At 73.6% G+C, this 21,953-nt stretch carries 12 protein-coding genes; 9 read left to right on the forward strand and 3 right to left on the reverse strand.

The genetic code is table 11. From position 1 onward, the window contains the following. Positions 1–94: 94 nt before the first annotated feature. Genes KVT44_RS34235 through KVT44_RS34245 form a run of 3 tightly spaced genes read left to right on the forward strand, consistent with a single transcriptional unit; the run spans position 95 to position 7,315 of the window. Positions 95–3,529: an FtsX-like permease family protein gene (locus KVT44_RS34235; RefSeq protein ID WP_217571205.1), complete on the forward strand. Its 3,435-nt coding sequence runs from the start codon at positions 95–97 to the stop codon at positions 3,527–3,529. Position 3,530: 1 nt separating this feature from the next. Then, on the forward strand, positions 3,531–6,308 hold the full coding sequence (locus KVT44_RS34240) for an ABC transporter permease (protein ID WP_217571206.1): 2,778 nt from the start codon (positions 3,531–3,533) through the stop codon (positions 6,306–6,308). Then, positions 6,305–7,315: an ABC transporter ATP-binding protein gene (locus KVT44_RS34245; RefSeq protein WP_217571207.1), complete on the forward strand. Its 1,011-nt coding sequence runs from the start codon at positions 6,305–6,307 to the stop codon at positions 7,313–7,315. The genes KVT44_RS34240 and KVT44_RS34245 overlap by 4 nt, the downstream gene beginning before the upstream one ends. Positions 7,316–7,456: 141 nt before the next feature. Here KVT44_RS34245 and KVT44_RS34250 read toward each other — a convergent pair whose 3' ends face one another. The 3 genes from KVT44_RS34250 to KVT44_RS34260 form a co-directional block, all read right to left on the reverse strand. Next, the gene (locus tag KVT44_RS34250; RefSeq protein WP_099923164.1) at positions 7,457–8,917 is read right to left on the reverse strand and encodes a glutamate synthase subunit beta; all 1,461 of its coding nucleotides are present in this window, start codon (positions 8,915–8,917) and stop codon (positions 7,457–7,459) included. Continuing rightward, positions 8,910–13,502 (reverse strand): glutamate synthase large subunit, encoded by a 4,593-nt coding sequence (gene gltB / locus KVT44_RS34255; protein ID WP_190170206.1) that lies wholly within the window; start codon positions 13,500–13,502, stop codon positions 8,910–8,912. Before gltB ends, KVT44_RS34250 begins: the two co-directional genes overlap by 8 nt. 365 nt (positions 13,503–13,867) lie before the next feature. Continuing rightward, complete coding sequence (locus KVT44_RS34260; protein ID WP_217571208.1) at positions 13,868–14,599, reverse strand: VIT1/CCC1 transporter family protein; 732 nt, start codon at positions 14,597–14,599, stop codon at positions 13,868–13,870. Positions 14,600–14,848: 249 nt separating this feature from the next. On the opposite strand from KVT44_RS34260, the gene KVT44_RS34265 reads away from it, so the two are divergent. From KVT44_RS34265 to KVT44_RS34290, 6 genes are read left to right on the forward strand one after another with little or no spacing between them, the layout of a single operon-like run. Then, positions 14,849–15,949, forward strand: a complete 1,101-nt coding sequence (locus tag KVT44_RS34265; RefSeq protein WP_190170204.1) for an ADP-ribosylglycohydrolase family protein — start codon at positions 14,849–14,851, stop codon at positions 15,947–15,949. Continuing rightward, positions 15,946–17,268, forward strand: coding sequence for an ADP-ribosylglycohydrolase family protein (locus tag KVT44_RS34270; RefSeq protein ID WP_217571209.1), 1,323 nt, complete (start codon positions 15,946–15,948; stop codon positions 17,266–17,268). Before KVT44_RS34265 ends, KVT44_RS34270 begins: the two co-directional genes overlap by 4 nt. A gap of 7 nt (positions 17,269–17,275) precedes the next feature. Further along, positions 17,276–18,436, forward strand: coding sequence for an ADP-ribosylglycohydrolase family protein (locus KVT44_RS34275; RefSeq protein ID WP_217571210.1), 1,161 nt, complete (start codon positions 17,276–17,278; stop codon positions 18,434–18,436). Beyond that, positions 18,436–19,827, forward strand: coding sequence for an ADP-ribosylglycohydrolase family protein (locus tag KVT44_RS34280; RefSeq protein ID WP_217571241.1), 1,392 nt, complete (start codon positions 18,436–18,438; stop codon positions 19,825–19,827). Before KVT44_RS34275 ends, KVT44_RS34280 begins: the two co-directional genes overlap by 1 nt. After that, entirely contained in the window at positions 19,824–20,735 is a 912-nt protein-coding gene (gene rbsK / locus KVT44_RS34285; protein ID WP_217571211.1) for a ribokinase, read from the forward strand. The genes KVT44_RS34280 and rbsK overlap by 4 nt, the downstream gene beginning before the upstream one ends. Next, entirely contained in the window at positions 20,732–21,952 is a 1,221-nt protein-coding gene (locus KVT44_RS34290) for a CaiB/BaiF CoA-transferase family protein (RefSeq protein WP_217571212.1), read from the forward strand. The genes rbsK and KVT44_RS34290 overlap by 4 nt, the downstream gene beginning before the upstream one ends. Position 21,953: the final 1 nt, after the last annotated feature.

Raw genomic sequence — 21,953 nt, forward strand, 5'->3', positions numbered from 1 at the left:
CCTGCGGAATGGAACTCATGTACCCAGAACGGAAACCCCATGATATTCATGTCGGGTTGGCGAGGAGGTGGCTCGGCAATCGGGTGGGGGACGAGTGACGGGCTTCTTGTTGCTGCGCGTTCGGGCGCATCGGCTGCTGCTCGGCGCCGCCCTGCTCGCGGTGCTGCTGACCACCTCGGTGCTCGCCGCCCTCGCCGCGTTCTCCGCCTCGGTCGGGGACGCGGCGCTCCGACAGAACCTGAGCGGCCCGGCCGCGACCTCCGCCTCGCTCGTCATCAGCGCCGATGTGCCCCGAGGCCGGGAGGAGGAGGCCCAGGACGCGGCGGTCCGCGGCGCGCGCCGGACCTTCGCGGGGCTTCCGGTGACCGTACGGACGTTGCGCGGCTCGGGGCCGTACGCGCTGCCCCGTTCCCTCCAGGGCACCGAGGGCCGCACGGGGCAGCCGGACCTCACCCACTTCGCCGCCCTCGACCGGTCGCGGATCAGGCTGGTCTCGGGCACGCTGCCCGGCCCGGCCCCGGCGGCGCGTACCGCTCCCGTGCCCGTCGCGCTGCCCGAAGTGGCCGCCGACCGGCTGAAGGTGCGGCCTGGCGCGCGGATCGCCCTGACCGACCGGCTGGGCGGCGCGCCCCTGACGGTCCGGGTCACCGGCGTGTACCGGGCCGCCGACGGCGCGGATCCGTACTGGCAGCTGGACACCCTCGGCGGTCACGGGGTGCGCACCGTCGACTTCACCACCTACGGCCCGCTGCTCGCCGACCCGTCCGTCCTCGCCTCCCGCACCTCCGCTGGCACCACCGGGTGGGTGGCGACGGCCGACTACCGGAGTCTGACCACCGACGGCATCGACGCGCTGCGCGAGGCTTCGGCGCGCGAGCCCGAAGTGCTGCGCGAGAACGCGGCGTTCGGAGCCGGGGCGACCGTGCGGACGGCGCTGCCCGCCGTGCTCGACAGGACCGGGCGCGCGTTGCTCGTCTCCCGGTCCACGCTGATGATCGTCTCCGTCCAGCTGGTGCTGCTCGCCGGGTACGCGCTGCTGCTGGTGGCCCGGCTGCTCGACACCGAGCGGGCGGGCGAGACCGATCTGCTGAAGGCGCGGGGTGCCTCGCGCCGCCGGATCACGGGCCTCGCCGCGCTGGAGGCGCTGCTGCTCGCCGTACCGGCGGCGGTGGGTGCCGCGCTGGTGTCCGGCCCGCTGGTGCGGTTGCTCGCCCGGTGGTCGTCCCTCGACCGGTCCGGGGTGCGGCTCGGGGACGCTCCGGTGCTCCAGGTGTGGCTGGTCGCGGCCGGGGTCGCGGTGTGCTGCGCGGCGGCGGTCGTGGCGCCCGCGCTGGCCGCGACGGCGGGTGCGCCGCCGCGGCTGCGGCGCGTGCGGGCCGCGGCGGGCGCGGCGCCGGTGCGGGCCGGGGCCGATGTGGGGCTGCTGTTGATCGCGGCGGTGGCGTACTGGCAACTCGACCGGCAGACCGGCTCGTCCGGTGGCGGCGCGCTCAGCCGTGACCGGGCGGGCGATCTGGGCATCGATCCGCTGCTGGTCGCGGCGCCCGCACTGGCCCTGCTGGCGGGCACGGTGCTGACGCTGCGGCTGCTGCCGCTGGGGGCGCGGCTCGCGGAGCGGCGGGCCGCGAGCGGGCGGGGCCTGCCGGCGGCGCTGGCGGGCTGGCAGTTCAGCCGGCGTCCGCTGCGTGGGGCGGGGCCGGTGCTGCTGCTGGTCCTCGCCGTGACGACCGGGATGCTGGCGATCGGGCAGAGCGCGTCGTGGCAGCGGTCGCAGGGAGACCAGGCGGACTTCGGGACGGGCGCTTCCGTACGGGTGCTGGACGGCAGGCCGGGCAGCCCCGGCCAGACCGGTCTGTACGCCGCGCTGCCCGGGGTACGTGAGGCCGCTCCCGCCTACCGCGCCACCACGGACCTCTCCGGCGGCCGCAGGACGACGGTGCTCGCTCTGGACACGGCGCACGCCGGGGAGGGGATGCTGATGCGCGGCGACCTCGCCGACGAGCCCGTGGGGCGGCTGCTGCGGGATCTCGCGCCTCGGGAGAAGGCGGCCGGACCTTCGGTGTCCCTGCCCGACGGCACCCGGCGGCTCGCGCTCGACCTGCGCATCACCGACGAGACGGCGGCAACGGGCGGGACGACGGCCGCGGGTGGAGGGGCGAAGGCGGGGCGTTCTCCTTCCGGACTCGCGCCGCTGGTCACTGTCGTCGTCGAGGACGGCTACGGCATCGCGTACCGGCTGAGCGCCGGGAAGCTGCCCGTCGACGGCCGGGTCCACCGGGTCACCCTCGACCTGGACGTGTCGGCTTCGGGCGCCCGGGCCACGCCGGCCGGGCCGCTGCGGGTGGCCGGGCTGCAGCTCGACGGCACGGTTCCCGCGGGCGAGCCCGAACAGCACCGGCTCACCGTCGTACGGATGCTGTCCACAGGCCCCGACGGAACCGCCCGCGAGGTCGCGGTGCCCGCCGGGGTGCGCTGGCGCGGCAGCAGGACCGAGACGGCGGACGGAGCGGCGCTCCCGTCGACGGCCCTGCGTCCGGCCGCGTCGAGGACGGCGCCACTGACGGTCTCGTACGGGACGGGCGACGCGCCCGGGAGCGAGGAGTCGCCCTCCGGTCCGCCGGAGTTCACCGTCCGCCTCGACGCCGCGCGGGCCACGCCCCCGGCACGGATCGCGGCCGTCGCCACCCGGGCGTTTCTGCGCGCGGCCGGGACCGAGCCGGGCGAGAGCATCGACGTGACGCTGGACGGGGAGCGGCTGCGGGTGACGATCGTGCGGTCGGTGAGCGAGTTGCCGACGACCGGAACGGGCGCGGCCTGGGCCGGGGCCACCGCAGACGGAGCGGGAGCATCGGACGGAGCGGCGGACGAGGGCGGGGCGGAAAGGGCGGACGGGGGCGCGCTGTTGCTGGATCTGCGCGCCGTGAACGCGGTGTTCGCGCAGCGCGCACGCGCTCCGCTCGCACCCGCCGAATGGTGGCTGAGCACCGCCCCCGGCAGGGCCGCACAGGTCGCGGCCGCGCTGCGGGCACGACCCGACATCGAGCCGGACCAGGTGCTCGTACGGGACGAGGCCGCGGACCGGCTGCTGGGCGACCCGCTCGGCGCCGGGCCGCGCGCGGCGCTGCTGGCGGTGGCGGTGGCCGCGGCGGCCCTCGCCGCGGGCGGCTTCGCGGTGGGCACCGCGGGCTCCCGGCGCGAGCGGTCCGCGGAGTTCGCCGTGCTCAGGGCGCTCGGTGCGGGCCGCCGGGAACTCGCCCGGCTGGTCGCCGTGGAGCAGGGCCTGCTGATCGGGGCCGGTCTGCTCGCCGGTCTCGGCCTCGGCACCGTCCTGACCCGGGCCGTCGTCCCGCTGATCGTGCTGACCCCGGGGGCCGCGCGACCGGTCCCCCGCGTCCTCGTCGAACTCCCGGTGTCCCAGGTGGCGTTGCTCCTCGTGGGCGTCGCGGCCCTGCCCCTGCTGATCAGTGCCGCGACGGCCGTCCGCCGCGCCGACCCGGCGGTCGCGCTCCGCCACCAGGGGGACAGCTGAGATGGCCTGGTGGAGGCAGCGCACGGAGCGCGGTGTGGCGCCCTGGGTGCGTACGCGGCTGCGGACCGCCCCCGGGGCGGCCGTCGCGTTCGGAGTGCTCGTGCTGGTCACGGCGTTCCTCGCGGCGGCGCTGCCGCGGGCCCTTGACGCGTACGAGACGAAGGGGCTGCGGCAGGAGATCGCCGGGGCGCCCCCGGCCGCCACCTCGGTGGAACTGAGCGCACCGCAGCCGGGGTTGGAGATCGCGCAGGCCACCCGGGAGAAGGCGGTGCGGCCCCCGGCACTCGCGGCCGTCCGACGCGCGGCGCTGGCCAGGCTGCCCGCGCCGCTGCGGGCGGACACCACGGAGTCGGCCTACGGGGTACGGACCTCCAAGAGCCTCGTCGGACTGAACCCCTGGCTGCCGGTGATCGACGCGCCGCCCCGTTTCACGCTGGCCGCGCAGTCGGAACTCGCCGCCCACTCCACCGTGCGCGACGGACGGCTCCCCACCGCCGCCGGGGAGGTGACGGCGGACACCAGGAAGGTCGAGGCCGCCGTGACCGAGGCGACCGCCCGGACGCTGCGGCTGCGGGTCGGTTCCGTCATCGACGTGGACGGCTTCGGGGGCGCGCCGCTGGTCGTGCGGATCACCGGGATCGTGGAGCCCCGGCATCCGCAGGGCGGTTACTGGTCCGCGGAGCCGGTCCTGCGCACCCCGGGCGTGGCCGCGGACCCGTCCCTCCCGCCGCAGTTCTACTGGCAGGCGGGCCTCCTGCTGGCACCCGGCGCCGCCCCGGTGCTCCTCGGCAGCCAGGGACAGCCTGAGCTGTACTGGCGGTTCGCCCCCGCCACCGAACGGCTCACCGCACAGGACGTCCCGGGGCTCGTCTCCCGGATCGCCTCCCTCGAAGGCGGGCCCGAGCTGCTGCGGATGCGCGAGGTGGCCGGGAGCACCGCGGCCGTCGCCACCGACCTGGAGACGGTCGTCGGCTCCTACACGACGACCCGCGCGGCGATCACGCCCGTCGTGGCGGTCGGGGCGTTCGGGATCGGCGCGGTCGCCGCCGTCGTCCTGGTGATGGCCGGCGGGCTGGTCGCCGTCCGCCGGGCCGCCGAACTCGCCCTGCTGCGTGCGCGGGGCGGCTCGCTGCGCGGGATCGCCGGACGGCTCCTCGCCGAGACGACGGTCGTGGCGGTGCCCGCGGCCGCCGCCGGTCTGCTGCTCGCCGTGCTCACCGTCGACGAGGCCCGGCTCCTGCCCGCCGTGCTCGGGGCGTCCGCCGTCGCTCTCCTCGCCTGTGCCGTACTGCCGGTGCGGGCGGTCGTGGCGCACCGCAGGCCGCGGGCGCACGCGGAGCGCGACGATCTCGCCCACGCCAGGCCCGGCAGGCGCCGCACGGTCGCCGAACTCACCGTGCTGGTGCTGGCCGTCGGCTCGGTCGTGGCGCTGCGGCGGCGCGGCGCGTCCAGCGCGGGCGACCTCCTGGTGAGCGCCGCTCCGGTCCTGGTCGGGCTGATCGCGGCGCTGGTGCTCGTACGGCTGTACCCGCTGCCGCTGCGGTGGGCCGCCCGCCCGGCCGCGCGAGGGCGCGGGGTGGTCGGTTTCCTGTCGCTGGCCCGCGCGGGCCGCTCCTCCACGGTGGGCGTCGCGCTGCCGCTGCTGGCGCTGCTGCTGGCCCTGACGACGGCGGCGTTCGGGGGTTCCGTGCTCGCCGGGGTGTCCGACGCCCGGGACCGGGCCGCGCTGCTGGCGACCGGCGCGGACGCGCGGATCGCCGGGCCGGGTGAGGTGACGCCGCTCCCGGCGGGCGTGGCAGGGGCGGTACGTAAGGTCGCGGGCGTGCGTGCGGTGACGGCCGTGCGGATCGAGCGCACGGCGGAGCTCACCTCCGGCGGGGCAGGGGCGAAGGAGGGCCTGACGCTGATCGGGGTCGAGCCGGCGTCGTACGCCCGGCTGGCCCGGCAGACGGGCCTCGGGGCCTTCCCCGCGGATGTGTTGAAGCCGAAGGCGGCGGAGGGTACGGGGACGGGGGGCGTGCTGAACGCCGTCGCCTCCCCCGGTCTCGCGGAGCGCCTGGGCCGCGCACCGCGTCGGATCACGTCCCTCGCCGGTGACATCACCGTCCGGATCGCCGCCGTACGCTCCCGCACCCCCGCCGCCCCCGGCACCGACTTCCTGCTGGTCGACGCCGCGGGCCTCACGCACTCCGACCCGACGACGCTGCTGGCGACCGGTGCCGCACTCGACGCACCGGCCCTGCGGACGGCCGTGCGCGGCGCCGGGAAGGGACTCACCGTGACGTTGCGCGGCGAGGAACGGGCGGCGCTCTCCGATGCGCCGTTGCAGGCGGGCGCCGAGCGGATCTACACCACGGCCGCCCTGGCCGGTGCGGGGTACGCCGTACTCGCCCTGCTGCTCTCCCTCCTGCAGTCCGCGCCGGAACGGGCCGCGCTGCTGGCCCGGCTGCACACCATGGGCCTCACGCCCCGCCAGGGCCGTCGGCTGCTCAGCCTGGACGCGCTGCCCCAGGCGCTGCTCGCGGCCTCGGGCGGGATGCTCGCCGGCTGGGCCACGGTCCGGCTGCTCGCTCCCGGCATCGACCTGGAACGTCTCGCGCTGGCCACCGCGGCGGGCCGAGTGCCGGTGATCGGCGCGTCGCTGCGTACCGACGTGTGGTCGCTGCTCCTGCCCGCGGCGGGCACGGTACTGCTGGCGTGGGCGGTGGCCGTCGCGCAGGCCTGGTGGGCTGGGCGCCGTACGTCGATCACCGAACTCAGGACAGGAGGCATGCGATGACCCGTGCGACGAGCTCGCGGACGAGTCTGGCGGAGCTGGAGCATCGGGCGGCTGCGCGCCGCGACCGGCCCGCGTACGGGCGGGACGCGCTGATCGCCTGCGACCGGCTGGTCCGCATCTTCTCCGGCCGGGCGGCCGGGGACGGCTCCCCTGGGCGCGGCGGCTCCGCCGGGGTGGAGGTGCAGGCGCTCCAGGGGCTCGATCTGCTGGTCCAGGAGGGCGAGTTGACGGCCCTGGTCGGCGCCTCCGGCAGCGGCAAGTCGACCCTGATGAACATCCTCGCCGGCCTCGACGTGCCCACCGCGGGCGCCGCGCGGGTCGCGGGCCGCGATCTGCTCACGATGAACGCGAAGGACCGGCTGCGCTACCGCCGTGAGGTGGTCGGTTTCGTCTGGCAGCAGACGGCCCGCAATCTCCTCCCCTATCTGACGGCGGCCCAGAACGTGGCGTTGCCCATGCAGTTGAAGGGCGGCCGGGGCCGCGGCAAGCGGCGGGCCGAGCGGGCGGAGGAACTGCTCGCGATGCTCGGCGTCGCCGACTGCCGGGACCGTCGGCCTCAGCAGATGTCCGGCGGGCAGCAGCAGCGGGTCGCGATCGCCGTGGCCCTCGCCAACTCGCCGTCCGTGCTGCTCGCCGACGAGCCGACCGGTGAGCTGGACTCGGCGACCGGCGCGGAGGTCTTCGCGGCGTTCCGCCGGGCCAACGAGGAGCTGGGCACGACGATCGTGATCGTCACGCACGACCAGGCGGTCGCCGGCGAGGTCCGGCGCGCGGTCGCGATCCGTGACGGCCGTACCTCGACGGAGGTGCTGCGCCGCACGGAGGTCGACGCGCAGGGCCAGGAGTCCCTGGTGGCACGGGAGTTCGCGACGCTGGACCGGGCCGGCCGGCTCCAGCTGCCCGCCGAGTACACTGCGGCCCTCGGGATGGAGGACCGGGTGATGCTGGAACTGGAGCAGGACCACATCGGGGTCTGGCCGGACGACACCGGGCACCCGGCCGACTGAGACCAGCCACCACGACGCCCCGCCGCCGACCCGACCCGCTGACGACGCACCACGGCGCCCACCACCGTCCGGTCGGGGACAAGGCAGGCGCCGCGTTCAGTTCCGTACGCCGTTGTACGGGACGTTTGTTGGGGTGGAGCGTCAGACCATCAGCGAGCGGTCCGTCGGGCGGATCGGGGCCGGCAGGTCGCTGGCCCCGGTCAGGAAGCGGTCGACCCCGCGGGCGGCCGAGCGGCCCTCCGCGATGGCCCAGACGATCAACGACTGGCCGCGGCCGGCGTCACCGGCGACGTACACGCCGGGCACGTTGGTCGCGAACTCGGCGTCGCGGGCGATGTTGCCGCGCGCGTCGAGCTCCAGGCCGAACTGCGAGACCACGCCGTTCTCGACGTCGGTGCCGGTGAAGCCCATGGCCAGCGTGACCAGCTGGGCGGGGATCTTGCGCTCCGTGCCCGGCTTCTGGTTCAGCTTGCCGTCGACGAACTCGACCTCGGTGAGGTGCAGCCACTGGACGTTGCCGTCCTCGTCGCCCTCGAAGTGGGTGGTGGAGACCGAGTAGACGCGGTCACCGCCCTCCTCGTGCGCGGAGGTGACCTTGTAGAGCATCGGGAACGTCGGCCAGGGCTGGCCCGGGCTCCGCTCCTCGCCTGGCTGCGGCATGATCTCCAGTTGCGTGACCGAGGCCGCGCCCTGGCGGTGGGCGGTGCCCACGCAGTCCGCGCCGGTGTCGCCGCCGCCGATGACCACGACGTGCTTGCCCTCGGCCGTGATCGGGGGCGCCACGTAGTCGCCCTCCTGCACCTTGTTGGCCAGCGGCAGGTACTCCATGGCCTGGTGGATGCCCTTGAGCTCGCGGCCGGGGACCGGGAGGTCACGCGCGGTCGTCGCACCGGCGGCGATGACCACGGCGTCGTACCGCTTGCGCAGGTCCGTCGCCTTGAGGTCGCGGCCGATCTCGATGCCGGTGCGGAAGCGGGTACCCTCCGCGCGCATCTGCTCGATGCGGCGGTTGATGTGCCGCTTCTCCATCTTGAACTCGGGGATGCCGTAGCGCAGCAGGCCGCCGACGCGGTCGGCACGCTCGTACACGGCGACCGTGTGGCCCGCCCGGGTGAGCTGCTGGGCGGCGGCCAGACCCGCCGGGCCCGAACCGATGACCGCGACGGTCTTGCCCGACAGGCGCTCGGGGATCCGCGGGGCGACGTCGCCCGTGTCCCACGCCTTGTCGATGATCGAGACCTCGACGTTCTTGATGGTCACGGCGGGCTGGTTGATGCCGAGCACGCACGCCGACTCGCAGGGAGCGGGGCACAGGCGGCCCGTGAACTCCGGGAAGTTGTTCGTGGCGTGCAGACGCTCGGACGCGGCGGACCAGTCCTCGCGGTAGGCGTAGTCGTTCCACTCGGGGATCAGGTTCCCCAGCGGACAGCCGTTGTGGCAGAACGGGATCCCGCAGTCCATGCAACGGCTGGCCTGCTTGGAGATGATCGGGAGCAGCGAGCCCGGAACGTAGACCTCGTTCCAGTCCTTGACGCGCTCCCCGACGGGGCGGGTCCTGGCGACCTCGCGGCCGTGGTTCAGAAAGCCCTTGGGATCAGCCATTGGTCGCCGCCTCCATCATCTTCTCGGTGATCTCGGACTCGGGGAGTCCGGCTCGCTCGGCGGCGTCCTTGGCGGCGAGCACTGCCTTGTACGTGCTGGGGATGATCTTGCTGAAGCGGTCCACCGCTGTGTCCCACTCCGCCAGGAGCTTCTCGGCGACGGTCGAGCCGGTCTCCTCCTGGTGGCGGCGCACCACGTCGTGCAGCCACTGCTTGTCGGTGTCGTCGAGCTCCTCGACGGCGCCCACGTTGCCGGCGTTGACGTTGTCGCGGTTCAGGTCGACGACGTAGGCGATGCCGCCGGACATGCCGGCCGCGAAGTTGCGGCCCGTCTCGCCGAGGACGACCGCGTGACCGCCGGTCATGTACTCGCAGCCGTGGTCGCCCACGCCCTCGGAGACCACCGTCGCGCCGGAGTTGCGGACGCAGAAGCGCTCGCCGGTGCGGCCGCGCAGGAAGAGCTCGCCGCCCGTCGCGCCGTACGCGATGGTGTTGCCCGCGATGGTCGAGTACTCGGCGAGGTGGTCGGCGCCCCGGTCGGGACGGACGATCACCCGGCCGCCGGACAGGCCCTTGCCGACGTAGTCGTTGGCGTCGCCCTCCAGGCGCAGCGTGACACCGCGCGGCAGGAAGGCGCCGAAGGACTGGCCCGCGGAGCCGGTGAAGGTGATGTCGATGGTGTCGTCGGGCAGGCCCCCGCCACCGAACTTCTTCGTCACCTCGTGGCCGAGCATGGTGCCGACCGTGCGGTTGATGTTGCGGATCGCGACCTGGGCGCGCACCGGCTGGGCGTCGGCCTGGGTGTTCGCGGCCAGCGCGTCGGCGGCGAGCTTGATCAGCTCGTTGTCGAGCGCCTTCTCCAGACCGTGGTCCTGGGCGACGACCTGGTGGCGCACCGCGCCATCGGGCAGCTCGGGCACGTGGAAGAGCGGGGACAGGTCCAGGCCCTGCGCCTTCCAGTGGGTGACGGCCCGCTCCACGTCGAGGTTCTCGGCGTGGCCGACGGCCTCCTCGATGGTGCGGAAGCCCAGCTCGGCGAGGATCTCGCGGACCTCTTCGGCGATGAACCTGAAGAAGTTCACGACGTACTCGGCCTTGCCGGCGAAGCGGTCGCGCAGCACCGGGTTCTGGGTGGCGATGCCGACCGGGCAGGTGTCCAGGTGGCAGACGCGCATCATGACGCAGCCGGAGACGACGAGCGGCGCGGTCGCGAAACCGAACTCCTCGGCGCCGAGCAGCGCGGCGATGACGACGTCACGGCCGGTCTTCAGCTGGCCGTCGGTCTGTACGACGATACGGTCGCGCAGGCCGTTGAGCAGCAGCGTCTGCTGGGTCTCGGCGAGGCCGAGCTCCCAGGGGCCGCCCGCGTGCTTCAGGGAGGTCAGCGGGGAGGCGCCCGTGCCGCCGTCGTGGCCGGAGATGAGCACCACGTCCGCGTGCGCCTTGGAGACACCCGCGGCGACGGTGCCGACACCGACCTCGGAGACCAGCTTGACGTGAATCCGCGCCTGCGGGTTCGCGTTCTTGAGGTCGTGGATCAGCTGGGCCAGGTCCTCGATGGAGTAGATGTCGTGGTGCGGGGGCGGGGAGATCAGGCCCACGCCCGGGGTGCTGTGCCGGGTCTTGGCGACCCAGGGGTAGACCTTGTGGCCGGGCAGCTGGCCGCCCTCGCCGGGCTTGGCACCCTGCGCCATCTTGATCTGGATGTCGTCGGCGTTGACCAGGTACTCCGACGTGACGCCGAAGCGGCCGGAGGCGACCTGCTTGATCGACGAGCGGCGCGCCGGGTCGTAGAGCCGGTCCGCGTCCTCGCCGCCCTCGCCGGTGTTGGACTTGCCGCCCAGCTGGTTCATGGCGATGGCGAGGGTCTCGTGCGCCTCCTTGGAGATGGAGCCGTACGACATGGCGCCGGTGGAGAAGCGCTTGACGATCTCGCTCACCGGCTCGACCTCGTCGATCGAGATCGGCTGCCGGTCGGACTTGAAGCCGAACAGGCCACGGAGCGTCATCAGGCGCTCGGACTGCTCGTTCACCCGGTCGGTGTACTTCTTGAAGATGTCGTAGCTGCCGGAGCGCGTCGAGTGCTGGAGGCGGAAGACCGTCTCCGGGTCGAACAGGTGCGGCTCGCCCTCGCGGCGCCACTGGTACTCGCCGCCTATGTCGAGGGCCCGGTGCGCCGGGGCGATGCCGGAGGCCGGGTAGGCCTTGGCGTGCCGCGCCGCGACCTCCTTGGCGATGACGTCGAGGCCGGCGCCGCCGATCTTGGTGGCGGTGCCGTTGAAGTACTTCTCGACGAAGGCCTGGTCGAGGCCGACGGCCTCGAAGACCTGGGCGCCGCGGTAGGAGGCGACGGTCGAGATGCCCATCTTGGACATGACCTTGAGGACGCCCTTGCCGAGCGCGTAGATCAGGTTGCGGATGGCCTGCTCGGCCTCGATGCCGGTCAGGAAGGTGCCGGCGCGGACCAGGTCCTCGACCGACTCCATCGCCAGGTAGGGGTTGACCGCGGCGGCGCCGAAGCCGATGAGGAGGGCCACGTGGTGGACCTCGCGGACGTCGCCCGCCTCGACCAGCAGGCCCACCTGGGTGCGCTGCTTGGTGCGGATGAGGTGGTGGTGGACGGCCGCGGTGAGCAGCAGCGAGGGGATCGGCGCGTGCTCGGCGTCGGAGTGGCGGTCCGACAGGACGATCAGGCGGGCGCCGTTCTCTATGGCGGCGTCGGCCTCCGTGCAGATCTCCTCGATCCGCGCGGCGAGGGAGTCGCCGCCACCGCTGACCCGGTAGAGACCGGACAGGGTCGCGGCCTTCATGCCCGGCATGTCGCCGTCGGCGTTGATGTGGATGAGCTTGGCCAGCTCGTCGTTGTCGATCACCGGGAAGGGCAGGGTGACGCTACGACAGGACGCGGCCGTGGGCTCCAGCAGGTTGCCCTGCGGGCCCAGCGAGGAGCGCAGCGAGGTGACGAGCTCCTCGCGGATCGCGTCCAGCGGCGGGTTGGTGACCTGCGCGAACAGCTGGGTGAAGTAGTCGAAGAGCAGACGCGGGCGGGCCGACAGGGCCGCGATCGGGGAGTCCGTGCCCATGGAGCCCAGCGGCTCACCGCCGGTGTTGGCCATCGGCGCGAGGATGATGCGCAGCTCTTCCTCGGTGTAGCCGAAGGTCTGCTGGCGGCGGGTGACCGAGGCGTGGGTGTGCACGATGTGCTCGCGCTCGGGGAGGTCGGAGAGCTCGATCTCGCCGGCTTCCAGCCACTCCGCGTACGGCTTGTCGGCGACGAGGGCGGCCTTGATCTCGTCGTCCTCGATGATGCGGTGCTCGGCGGTGTCGACGAGGAACATCTTGCCGGGCTGGAGGCGGCCCTTGCGGACGACCTTCGCGGGGTCGATGTCGAGGACGCCGACCTCGGAACCGAGGACGACGAGACCCTCGTCGGTGACCCAGTAGCGGCCGGGGCGCAGACCGTTGCGGTCGAGGACCGCGCCGACCTGGGTGCCGTCGGTGAAGGTGACACAGGCCGGGCCGTCCCAGGGCTCCATCATCGTGGAGTGGAACTGGTAGAAGGCGCGGCGGGCCGGGTCCATGGAGTCGTGGTTCTCCCACGCCTCCGGGATCATCATCAGCACGGAGTGCGGGAGCGAGCGGCCGCCGAGGTGGAGGAGCTCGAGCACCTCGTCGAAGGAGGCGGAGTCGGACGCGTCGGGCGTACAGACCGGGAAGACCCGCTCCAGGCCCTTGTCACCGAAGAGGTCGGAGACCAGCTGGGACTCGCGGGCCTTCATCCAGTTGCGGTTGCCCTTGACCGTGTTGATCTCGCCGTTGTGCGCGACGAAGCGGTACGGGTGGGCGAGCGGCCAGCTCGGGAAGGTGTTGGTGGAGAACCGGGAGTGCACGAGCGCGATCGCGGAGGCGAAGCGGCGGTCGGACAGGTCCGGGAAGAAGGGCTCCAGCTGGCCGGTGGTCAGCATGCCCTTGTAGACGATGGTGCGCGCGGAGAGCGACGGGAAGTACACGCCGGCCTCGCGCTCGGCGCGCTTGCGCAGCACGAACGCCTTGCGGTCCAGCTCGATGCCGGTCGAGACGCCGTCCGTGACGAAGATCTGGCGGAAGGCGGGCATCGTGGAGCGGGCGGTGGCGCCGAGCAGCTCGGGGGCGACCGGGACCTCGCGCCAGCCGAGGACGGTCAGGTCCTCGTCGGCGGCGATCGTCTCGATCTGTGAGACGACATCCTCGATGCCGTCCTCGGGCAGGAAGGCGATGCCGACCGCGTACGCGCCGGCCGCGGGCAGCTCGAATCCGGCCACCTCGCGGAGGAACGCGTCGGGCACCTGGGACAGGATGCCCGCGCCGTCGCCCGAGTCGGGCTCGGCGCCGGTGGCACCCCGGTGCTCCAGGTTGCGCAGCACGGTGAGCGCCTGCTCGACCAGCGCGTAGCTCGCCTCACCGGTGAGGGTGGCCACGAAGCCGACGCCACAGGCGTCGTGCTCGTTGCGGGGGTCGTACATACCCTGCGCAGCAGGGCGAGCATCCATGAAGGACCAGTTCTGGCCATTCGCGGAGTGCTGGGACGGCTGGCGCGGCGTACGCATCGGCTCTCCCGTCGTCGTCGTGGCATATGCATGTGCCGAGGGACGACGTTGGCCCTCTGCTTAGGGGTGCAAAATTTCGTGCAGGTTACATGATGGGGCGGTTCTCGGGAACCGGATACTACGTTCCAACATGCGGACACCCAGGGGTGGCGTGGGGGTACCTCGCACGACAGTGAAGTTAAGGGGACCTAAGCGGACAGATCCATGTCCGTGGGCCCGGAGTACGGCGGGCAACGTCACCCACCGCACTGGCGCGGCGCAGGCCTCATTGCCCGCAGCGCTTACGGCTCATTCCCAGTGGTTAAGCGATCGAAACCAGCGAGTAACGGCTACTTATGCAGTCCCTTGCATAGGTGCGCGAGACATCATCCTACGGCGGTACCGAACAGGCTGCCCAGGAGGTACGTCACACCCGCCGCGGCACCCCCGAGCGCGAGCTGCCGGATTCCGCTGTACCACCAGCTTCGAGCCGTCACCCGGGCCACGATCGCGCCGCACGCGAAGAGCCCGATCAGCGCGAGCAGCAGCGCGGGCCACAGGACGGTCGCGCCGAGCAGATACGGCAGTACGGGGAGCAGGGCGCCCAGGGCGAAGGAGCCGAAGCTCGACACGGCGGCGACGGCCGGGGAGGGCAGGTCGCCGGGGTCGATGCCGAGCTCTTCGCGGGCGTGTATCTCCAGGGCCTGTTCGGGGTCGCGCGAGAGCTGCTTGGCCACTTCGCGGGCGAGCGCGGGATCGACGCCGCGCGACTCGTACAGCGCGGCGAGCTCGCGCTCCTCGTCCTGCGGATGCTTTCTCAACTCACGCCGCTCGACGTCGAGTTCGGCCTCGACGAGTTCGCGCTGCGAGGCGACGGAGGTGTACTCGCCCGCGGCCATGGAGAAGGCGCCGGCGGCCAGGCCCGCGAGCCCGGTGATGACGATCGTCTGATGGGAGACGGACCCGCCGGCGACGCCGGTCATCAGGGCGAGGTTGGACACGAGCCCGTCCATCGCGCCGAACACGGCCGGGCGCAGCCATCCGCCGTTCACGTCCCGGTGGGTGTGGTTGTCGCGGTGCGCCTCGTGCAGCGTCGCCTCGGTGTCGATGATGGACATACCGGTCCCCCAGGATCCGTCGATTGGACTGTTTCTACTTTTCGACAACCACGAAACTACGCCTGGAATTTCTTCTCCGCCAGCAAGGAAAGGCTGGGCTAACCTGCGGCTTTACCCTCAAGCGCTCATCCGTGAAGGATCATGCACAGATGTCGACCGGGTGAATGAGGAGCCGCGGACGGCTCTCCCCGCCCCCTCCCGTGGGACACATCCCCAAAGGGCTCTGCGCCCTGAGAGGAGAGGCACCGTATGGCTTCCATCGCCTGCATTCCCTCCGTCCCGGCACCCGGGGACTCGGCCGCTCTGCGCGAGCGGGCCCGCGGCGCGCTGCTCGGCCTCGCCGTCGGGGACGCGCTGGGCGCGCCCGCCGAGAACATGAGGCCGTCGCAGATCCGCGCGAAGTGGGGACGGATCACGGGGTACGTCGCCGAGCACCCGGCCGGGACGGACGACACGGAGTACGCGATCTTCTCGGGGCTGCTGCTGGCCCGGCACGGTTCGGCGCTCACCGTGACGCATGTCGAGGCGGCCTGGCACCAGTGGATCGCCGACCGCGACGAGGGGCCGTTCCGGGGCGCCGGCTTCAGCGAGCGCGGCACCCTGGAGAACCTGCGCCGGGGACTCGCGGCCCCCATCTCGGCCCAGCACCGGCACGCCTGGAGCGACGGTCTGGCGATGCGCGCGGCCCCCTTCGGAGTCTTCGCGGCGGGCCGCCCGGCGGAGGCGGCCCGGCTGGTGGCGATCGACGGCTCGGTGAGCCACGAAGGCGAGGGCATCTACGGCGGCCAAGCGGTCGCGGCGGGGGTCGCGGCGGCGATGGCGGGCGCGGCCACGATCGCGGTGGTCGCCTCCGCGCTCGCCGTGATCCCGGACGACTCCTGGACGGCCCGCTCCCTGCGCCGGGCGGTGGCCGTCGCCCACCGCGGCGAACGGGCGGTCCGCTCGGCGGTCGTCATCGGCGGCTACCCCTGGACGGACCTGGCGCCCGAGGCCGTCGCCCTCGCCTTCGGCGCGTACGCCGCCGCCGACGGCGACTTCACCGAGTCCGTCCTCACCGCCGTCAACATGGGCCGCGACGCCGACACCACGGCCGCGGTGGCGGGCGCGCTGGCCGGGGCGACCCGGGGCGCTGCCGCGATCCCGGCGGACTGGGCGGCGGCGATCGGCCCGGCACGCGGCAGCTGCCTGCCCTCCATGGCGGGCCACCACGTACTGGACGTGGCGGAACTGCTCACACCGGGGGACGACGGGAAGTGGGGGACCGGGAGCACGGCACCTCCGCCCCCCGACCCGTACACCCTCACCAGCGACTACATCCTTGCCGACGACGATGACGAGGTGCAGCCATGAGACCCGGCCTGGTGGGCGACGAACCCGGTACGGGATCGGCCTCGGCACCGGAAGCCGGGGGATCGGTCTCGATCTGCGACGTCGAGGACTTCCCCTCGACGACCGACATCGAGGACTCACCCACGACGTCCGACACCGGGGACTCACCCTCGTCGGACGCGGCCCCCCGTACCGAGCCGGGCGCCGCCCCCACACCCGCCCCGTGCCCCCGCCGGATCGAGGGCCTCCTGCTCGGGCTGGCCGCTGGCGACGCCGCGGGCTGGCCCGCCGGCCGGCACCGCGCGGCCCGGATGCCCGAGTGGACCCGGCGGCTGACCCGCGAGCTGGACACCTTCGCGGAACAGAACGCGACGACGACCCTGCCCGTGCCCATCGCGCTGAACCAGCCGCCGGAACCCCTGCGGCTCGGCCCGTCGGACGACGCGGAATGGGCGGCGTTCGCGGCGGAGGCCGTGCTGCGCGCCGGGGACCGCAGCGCGCTCGGCGACCTCAGCCGGGAACGCCGGATGCGGGCGTCCATCGACCTGTCCTGGAATGCCGTCGCCAGCGAGGTCGCCGCGGCCGCCGAGCGCGCCCCCGAGGTCGAGTCCGCGCTGCTCCCCCTTCGCGCCCGGATCTCCGTACGGGCGGGCCTCGGCAACCTCGCCACCGGACTGCGCCCGCCCGCGACCGGCCACGACAACCCGCACTACTTCGACGACGCGGCCTGTGTACGGGCCTGTGTGCTCGCCGTGGCGCACCCGGGCGACCCCCGACTCGCCGCGGAACTCGCCGAGTTCGACGCCCGCTACACCCAGGACGGCGACGGGGTGCACGGCGCCCGCGCGATGGCCGCGGCCCTCGCGCTCGCCCTCGCCGGGGCCGACGTCGACGCCTGCGCGGACGCCGCCCTCGCCGAGCTCCCCGAGTCGACGGAGATCGGCCGCAACGCGCGGCACGCACTGCGGCTGGCCCGCGCCAGCGAGGACACCTTCGCCCTGGTCCCCCTCCTGGAACACCAGATCGTCGACCACGTCTACAGCTACGGCATCGCGGCGGCGGAGACCGTGCCGGTCGCCCTCGCCCTGGCCACCGCCGCACGCGGCCGGATCGCGGAGGCGGTGCCCGCCGCCGCCTGTCTGTCCCGGGTCGCGGACTCGGCCCCGGCCCTCGCGGGCGCGCTCACCGGCGCGCTGGGCGGCGGCGCCGCGATCCCGGCCTCCTGGCGCGACGCCTGCCGCATCCTGTCCGGCTGCGCGCTGCCCCGGCTCACGGGCACGGACCTGATCGGACTCGCCGACCTCCTGGAAGCGACGGAACTGGCCACCCCAGAGGGATGATTCGGGCATGACGCCCAAAGGAGAAGGAACGGGAACCCTCGACGAACGCATCACCGGAGCCCTCGTCGGAGCCGCCGTCGGCGACGCGCTCGGCGGCCCCGTCGAGGGCTACACCCCCGAGCAGATCGTCGAACGGCACGGCGGCCGGATCCACGGCATCGTCGGCCCCTGGAACGGCGACGCCTGGCGCACCGCCCGCCCCATCGCCCCGTACCACAAGGGCGACGGACACGTCACCGACGACACCCTGATGACCCATGCGCTGGTACGCGTGTACGCCACCGTCCGCGACCACCTCGACGCGTACGCCGTCGCCGAGCACCTGGTCCCCGACCTCATGACGGGCCCGCGCTGGATCCCGGAACTGGAGGCCGAGGCCATCCCCCTCCAGCGGATCTTCCTCGCGGAGAAGTGGCTGGTGGCCCGCCTCCACTACGGCCATGTCGACCCCCGGGAGGCCGGCACCGGCAACATCGTCAACTGCGGCGCCGCGATGTACATGGCACCGGTCGGCCTGGTCAACGCGGCCAACCCGGCGGGCGCGTACGCCGAGGCGCTCGACGTCGCGGGCGCCCACCAGTCGTCGTACGGGCGGGAGGCGGCGGGCGTCTTCGCGGCGGGGGTCGCGGCGGCGTGCGCGCCCGGGGCGAGCCCGGACTCGGTCGTCGCGGCCTGCCTGGCCCTGGCGAAGGACGGCACCCGGTCGGCGATCGAGGCGGTCTGCGAAGTCGCCGCCCGGCACACGGACTTCGAGTCGGCGCTGATCCCGCTCCGCGAGGCGGTGGCCCCCTACGACACGGTCGGCCCCGACTACCGCTCTCCCTCCCTCGCCGCCCGCCGCCCCTCCCGCCTCCACGCGATCGAGGAACTCCCCGTCGCCCTGGGCATGTTGGTGGTGTCCGGGGGCGACTACCGGCACGCGGTCCTCGGCTCGGTGAACTACGGCCGCGACTGCGACTCCATCGCCACCATGTCCGGCGCCCTCGCCGGTGCCCTCGGCTCCGAGATCCCCCACGACTGGGCCAAGACGGTCGCCGAGGCCAGCCGCCTGGACCTGCACGCCCCGGCGACCACCCTCACCGATGTGACCCGCGAGATCTTCGCTCGTGACGTGGGCCGTCGCCGCGCCCACGAGTCCGCGTACGCCGAGCTGGCGGGGACCCCATGATGCTCCGACTGACCTGGGTCCAACCCGAGGACCTGCTCGGCCACGAACTCGCCCAGGCCTACCAGGACGGCCGCGCACCGGAGGCGATCGCCACCCGCTGGCACGCGGCGGGCGGACCGGAGGCCCCACCGCGCGCGGGCACGTCCCCGACTCCGGCCTCGCGGTATCTGCGCGCACTGGCGGGAGACCTCCTGGACGAACTGGCGGAGCTGCCCAGCGGGTTGGCGGATACGGAACCGACAGACCTGGGGCAGATCAGGGCCCACTGCCCGGACTGGCCCGCCCGGCCCGGGCCCGCCCCAGCCCCCGCCCCCACCCAGGCCCAATTGGAAGCCGCCTGGCTCGGTAGAGCGGTCGGTTGTCTGCTCGGCAAACCGGTGGAGAAGCTCCCCCTCGAAGGGATCCGCGACCTGGCCCGGGCCGGCGGAAACTGGCCCCTGCGCACCTGGTTCACCGCCCGGGGCGTACCCGACGACCTCCTCCGGGCCCACCCCTGGAACAGACGCTCCGCCCCCACCTCCCTCGCCGAGAACATCGATGGCATGCCCGAGGACGACGACCTCAACTACCCCCTCCTGAACCTCCTGTTGCTCCAGCGATACGGCAGGGACTTCACGACCGCCGACGTGGCCCGCCTCTGGCTGGACGAACTCCCCGCCGGCCGCACGTTCACCGCCGAACGCGTCGCCTACCGCAACCTCCTCACCGGCATCGAACCCCCGCACACGGCCCACCACCGCAACCCCTTCCGCGAATGGATCGGCGCCCTGATCCGCGCCGACGTCCACGGCTGGACCAACCCGGGCGATCCGGCCGCCGCCGCGGAAGCGGCCCACCGGGACGCCACCCTCACCCACACCGCGAACGGCGTGTACGCCGCGATGTTCACGGCGGCCACCATCGCCGAGGCGGCCACCGGCCACGGCGACGTCCACGCCTGCCTGCGCACCGGCCTCACCGTCGTACCCCCCGCCTCCCGGCTGGCCGAGGCGATCCGCCACGCCGTCCACCTCGCCCGCACCACCGAGGACTTCGACACGGTCGTCGACGCGCTGCACACCACCCACCGCGCCTACCACTGGGTTCACGCCCTCCCCAACACCGCGCTGATCGCCGCCGCCCTCACCCACGCGAACGGCGACTTCTCCGGCTCCATCTGTCGCGCGGTGTCCGGTGGCTGGGACACCGACTCCAACGGCGCGACGGCGGGCAGCGTCGCGGGCCTTCTCACCGGCGCCCCCGCCGCGCTCCCCGACCGCTGGACCACCCCCCTCAAGAACCGCCTCGCCACCTCCCTCGCCGACTTCGACGACATCGGCTTCGACACCCTCGCCCAGCTGACCCACCGGCTGACCCACCAGCTCACGCACCGGGAGACCCGTCACCCATGACCCATATCGCCGTGCTCGGCAGCACGAACATGGACCTCGTCGCGTACGTCGCGAAGGCCCCGCAGCGCGGAGAGACCGTGACGGGACGGGAGTTCCGTACGATCCCCGGCGGCAAGGGCGCCAACCAGGCGGTGGCCGCCGCCCACGCGGGCTCCGACGTCTCGATGATCGGCGCGGTGGGCGCCGACGCCTTCGGCTCCCTGCTCCGTACGACCCTGGAGCACTCCGGCGTGGACACCGACCACCTGCGCACCACCGAGGGCCCGTCCGGCACCGCGCACATCGTCGTGGACGACGAGGGCGGCAACGCGATCGTCGTCGTCCCCGGCGCCAACGCCACCGTCGACCACCTCGCCCCCGGCGACGAGGCCCTCATCGCCGGCGCCGACGCACTGCTCCTCCAGCTGGAGATCCCGCTGGACGCCGTCCTCGCGGGCGCCGAGGCCGCACGCCGCCACGGCGTCCGGACCATCCTGACCCCCTCCCCCGTACAGTCCCTGCCGCCCGAACTCCTCGCTTCCATCGACCTGTTGGTGCCCAACGAGCACGAGGCCGCCGCGCTCACCGCCGTCACCGACCCTCGCGACGCGGCCGTCGCCCTGCTCGACCAGGTACCGGAAGTCGTGGTCACCCTGGGCGCGGCGGGCAGTCTGTACGCGGTCCGTGGCGCCGAACCCCTCGCCGTGCCCGCGCCCCGGGTCACCGCCGTGGACTCGACCGGCGCGGGCGACACCTTCGTCGGCACCCTCGCGGTCGCGCTCGCCGAGGGCCGGCCGATGCGCGCCGCCCTCGCGTGGGCGTCGACGGCCGCGTCCCTGTCGGTGCAGCGCGTCGGCGCCTCGTCCTCGATGCCGTACCGCTCCGAGATCGACGCCCAGGCCGCCTCGAACACCCGGCACACCTCATGAGCGGGCATACGGGCTCGGAGGCGGGGACGGATCGCGGTCCGCTCACCGGGCTGCGCGTCCTCGACCTCGCCACCCTGTTCGCCGGACCGCTCGCCGCCACCATGCTCGGCGACTTCGGCGCGGAGGTCGTCAAGGTCGAGCACCCGGCCAAGCCCGACCCGTCCCGGGGCCACGGCCCGTCGAAGGACGGCGTCGGCCTGTGGTGGAAACTCCTCGGCCGCAACAAACGCACCATCACGCTCGACCTGTCCAGGCCCGGCGGCCGTGCCACCCTGCTGCGCCTCGCCGCCACCGCCGACGTGATCATCGAGAACTTCCGCCCCGGCACCCTGGAGAAGTGGGACCTGGGCTGGGCGGAGCTGTCGGCCGCCAACCCCCGCCTCGTCCTCGCCCGCGTGACCGCCTTCGGCCAGTTCGGCCCGTACGCGCACCGCCCCGGCTTCGGCACCCTCGCCGAGGCGATGAGCGGCTTCGCGGCGATCACCGGCGAACCGAACTCCCCGCCGACCCTCCCGCCCTTCGGCCTGGCCGACTCGATCGCGGGCCTCGCGACGGCGTACGCCGTCATGGCCGCGCTCCACGCCCGCGACGCTTCGGACCGCGGCCAGGTGATCGACATGGCGATCATCGAGCCGATCCTCACCGTGCTCGGCCCACAGCCGCTCTGGTACGACCAGTTGGGTTACGTCCAGCCCCGCACCGGCAACCGCTCCGCGAACAACGCGCCCCGCAACACCTACCGCACGGCGGACGGCTCCTGGGTCGCCGTCTCGACCTCCGCCCAGTCGATCGCCGAGCGGCTGATGCGGCTGGTCGGACGCCCGGAGCTGATCGAGGAACCGTGGTTCGCGACGGGCGCCGACCGGGCCCGCCACGCGGACGTCCTGGACGAGGCGGTGGGCTCCTGGATCGCCCGCCACCGCCGCGCCGAGGTCCTGGACGCCTTCGAGAAAGCGGAGGCGGCGGTGGCCCCGATCCAGGACGTACGGGATGTGATGGAGGACCCGCAGTACGCGGCCCTGGACGCGATCACCACCGTCGCCGACCCCGAACTCGGCCCCCTGCGCATGCAGAACGTGCTCTTCCGGCTCTCCGCCACCCCCGGCGCGATCCGCTGGACGGGCCGCCCCCACGGCGCCGACACGGACGCCGTCCTCACCGAACTCGGCCTGTCCGAGGCCGAGATCACCACCCTCAGATCGGAAGGCGCCCTATGAG

Origin of the sequence: Streptomyces sp. GbtcB7, assembly GCF_019091445.1 — a bacterium.
GTDB classification, from domain to species: Bacteria; Actinomycetota; Actinomycetes; order Streptomycetales; family Streptomycetaceae; genus Streptomyces; species Streptomyces mirabilis.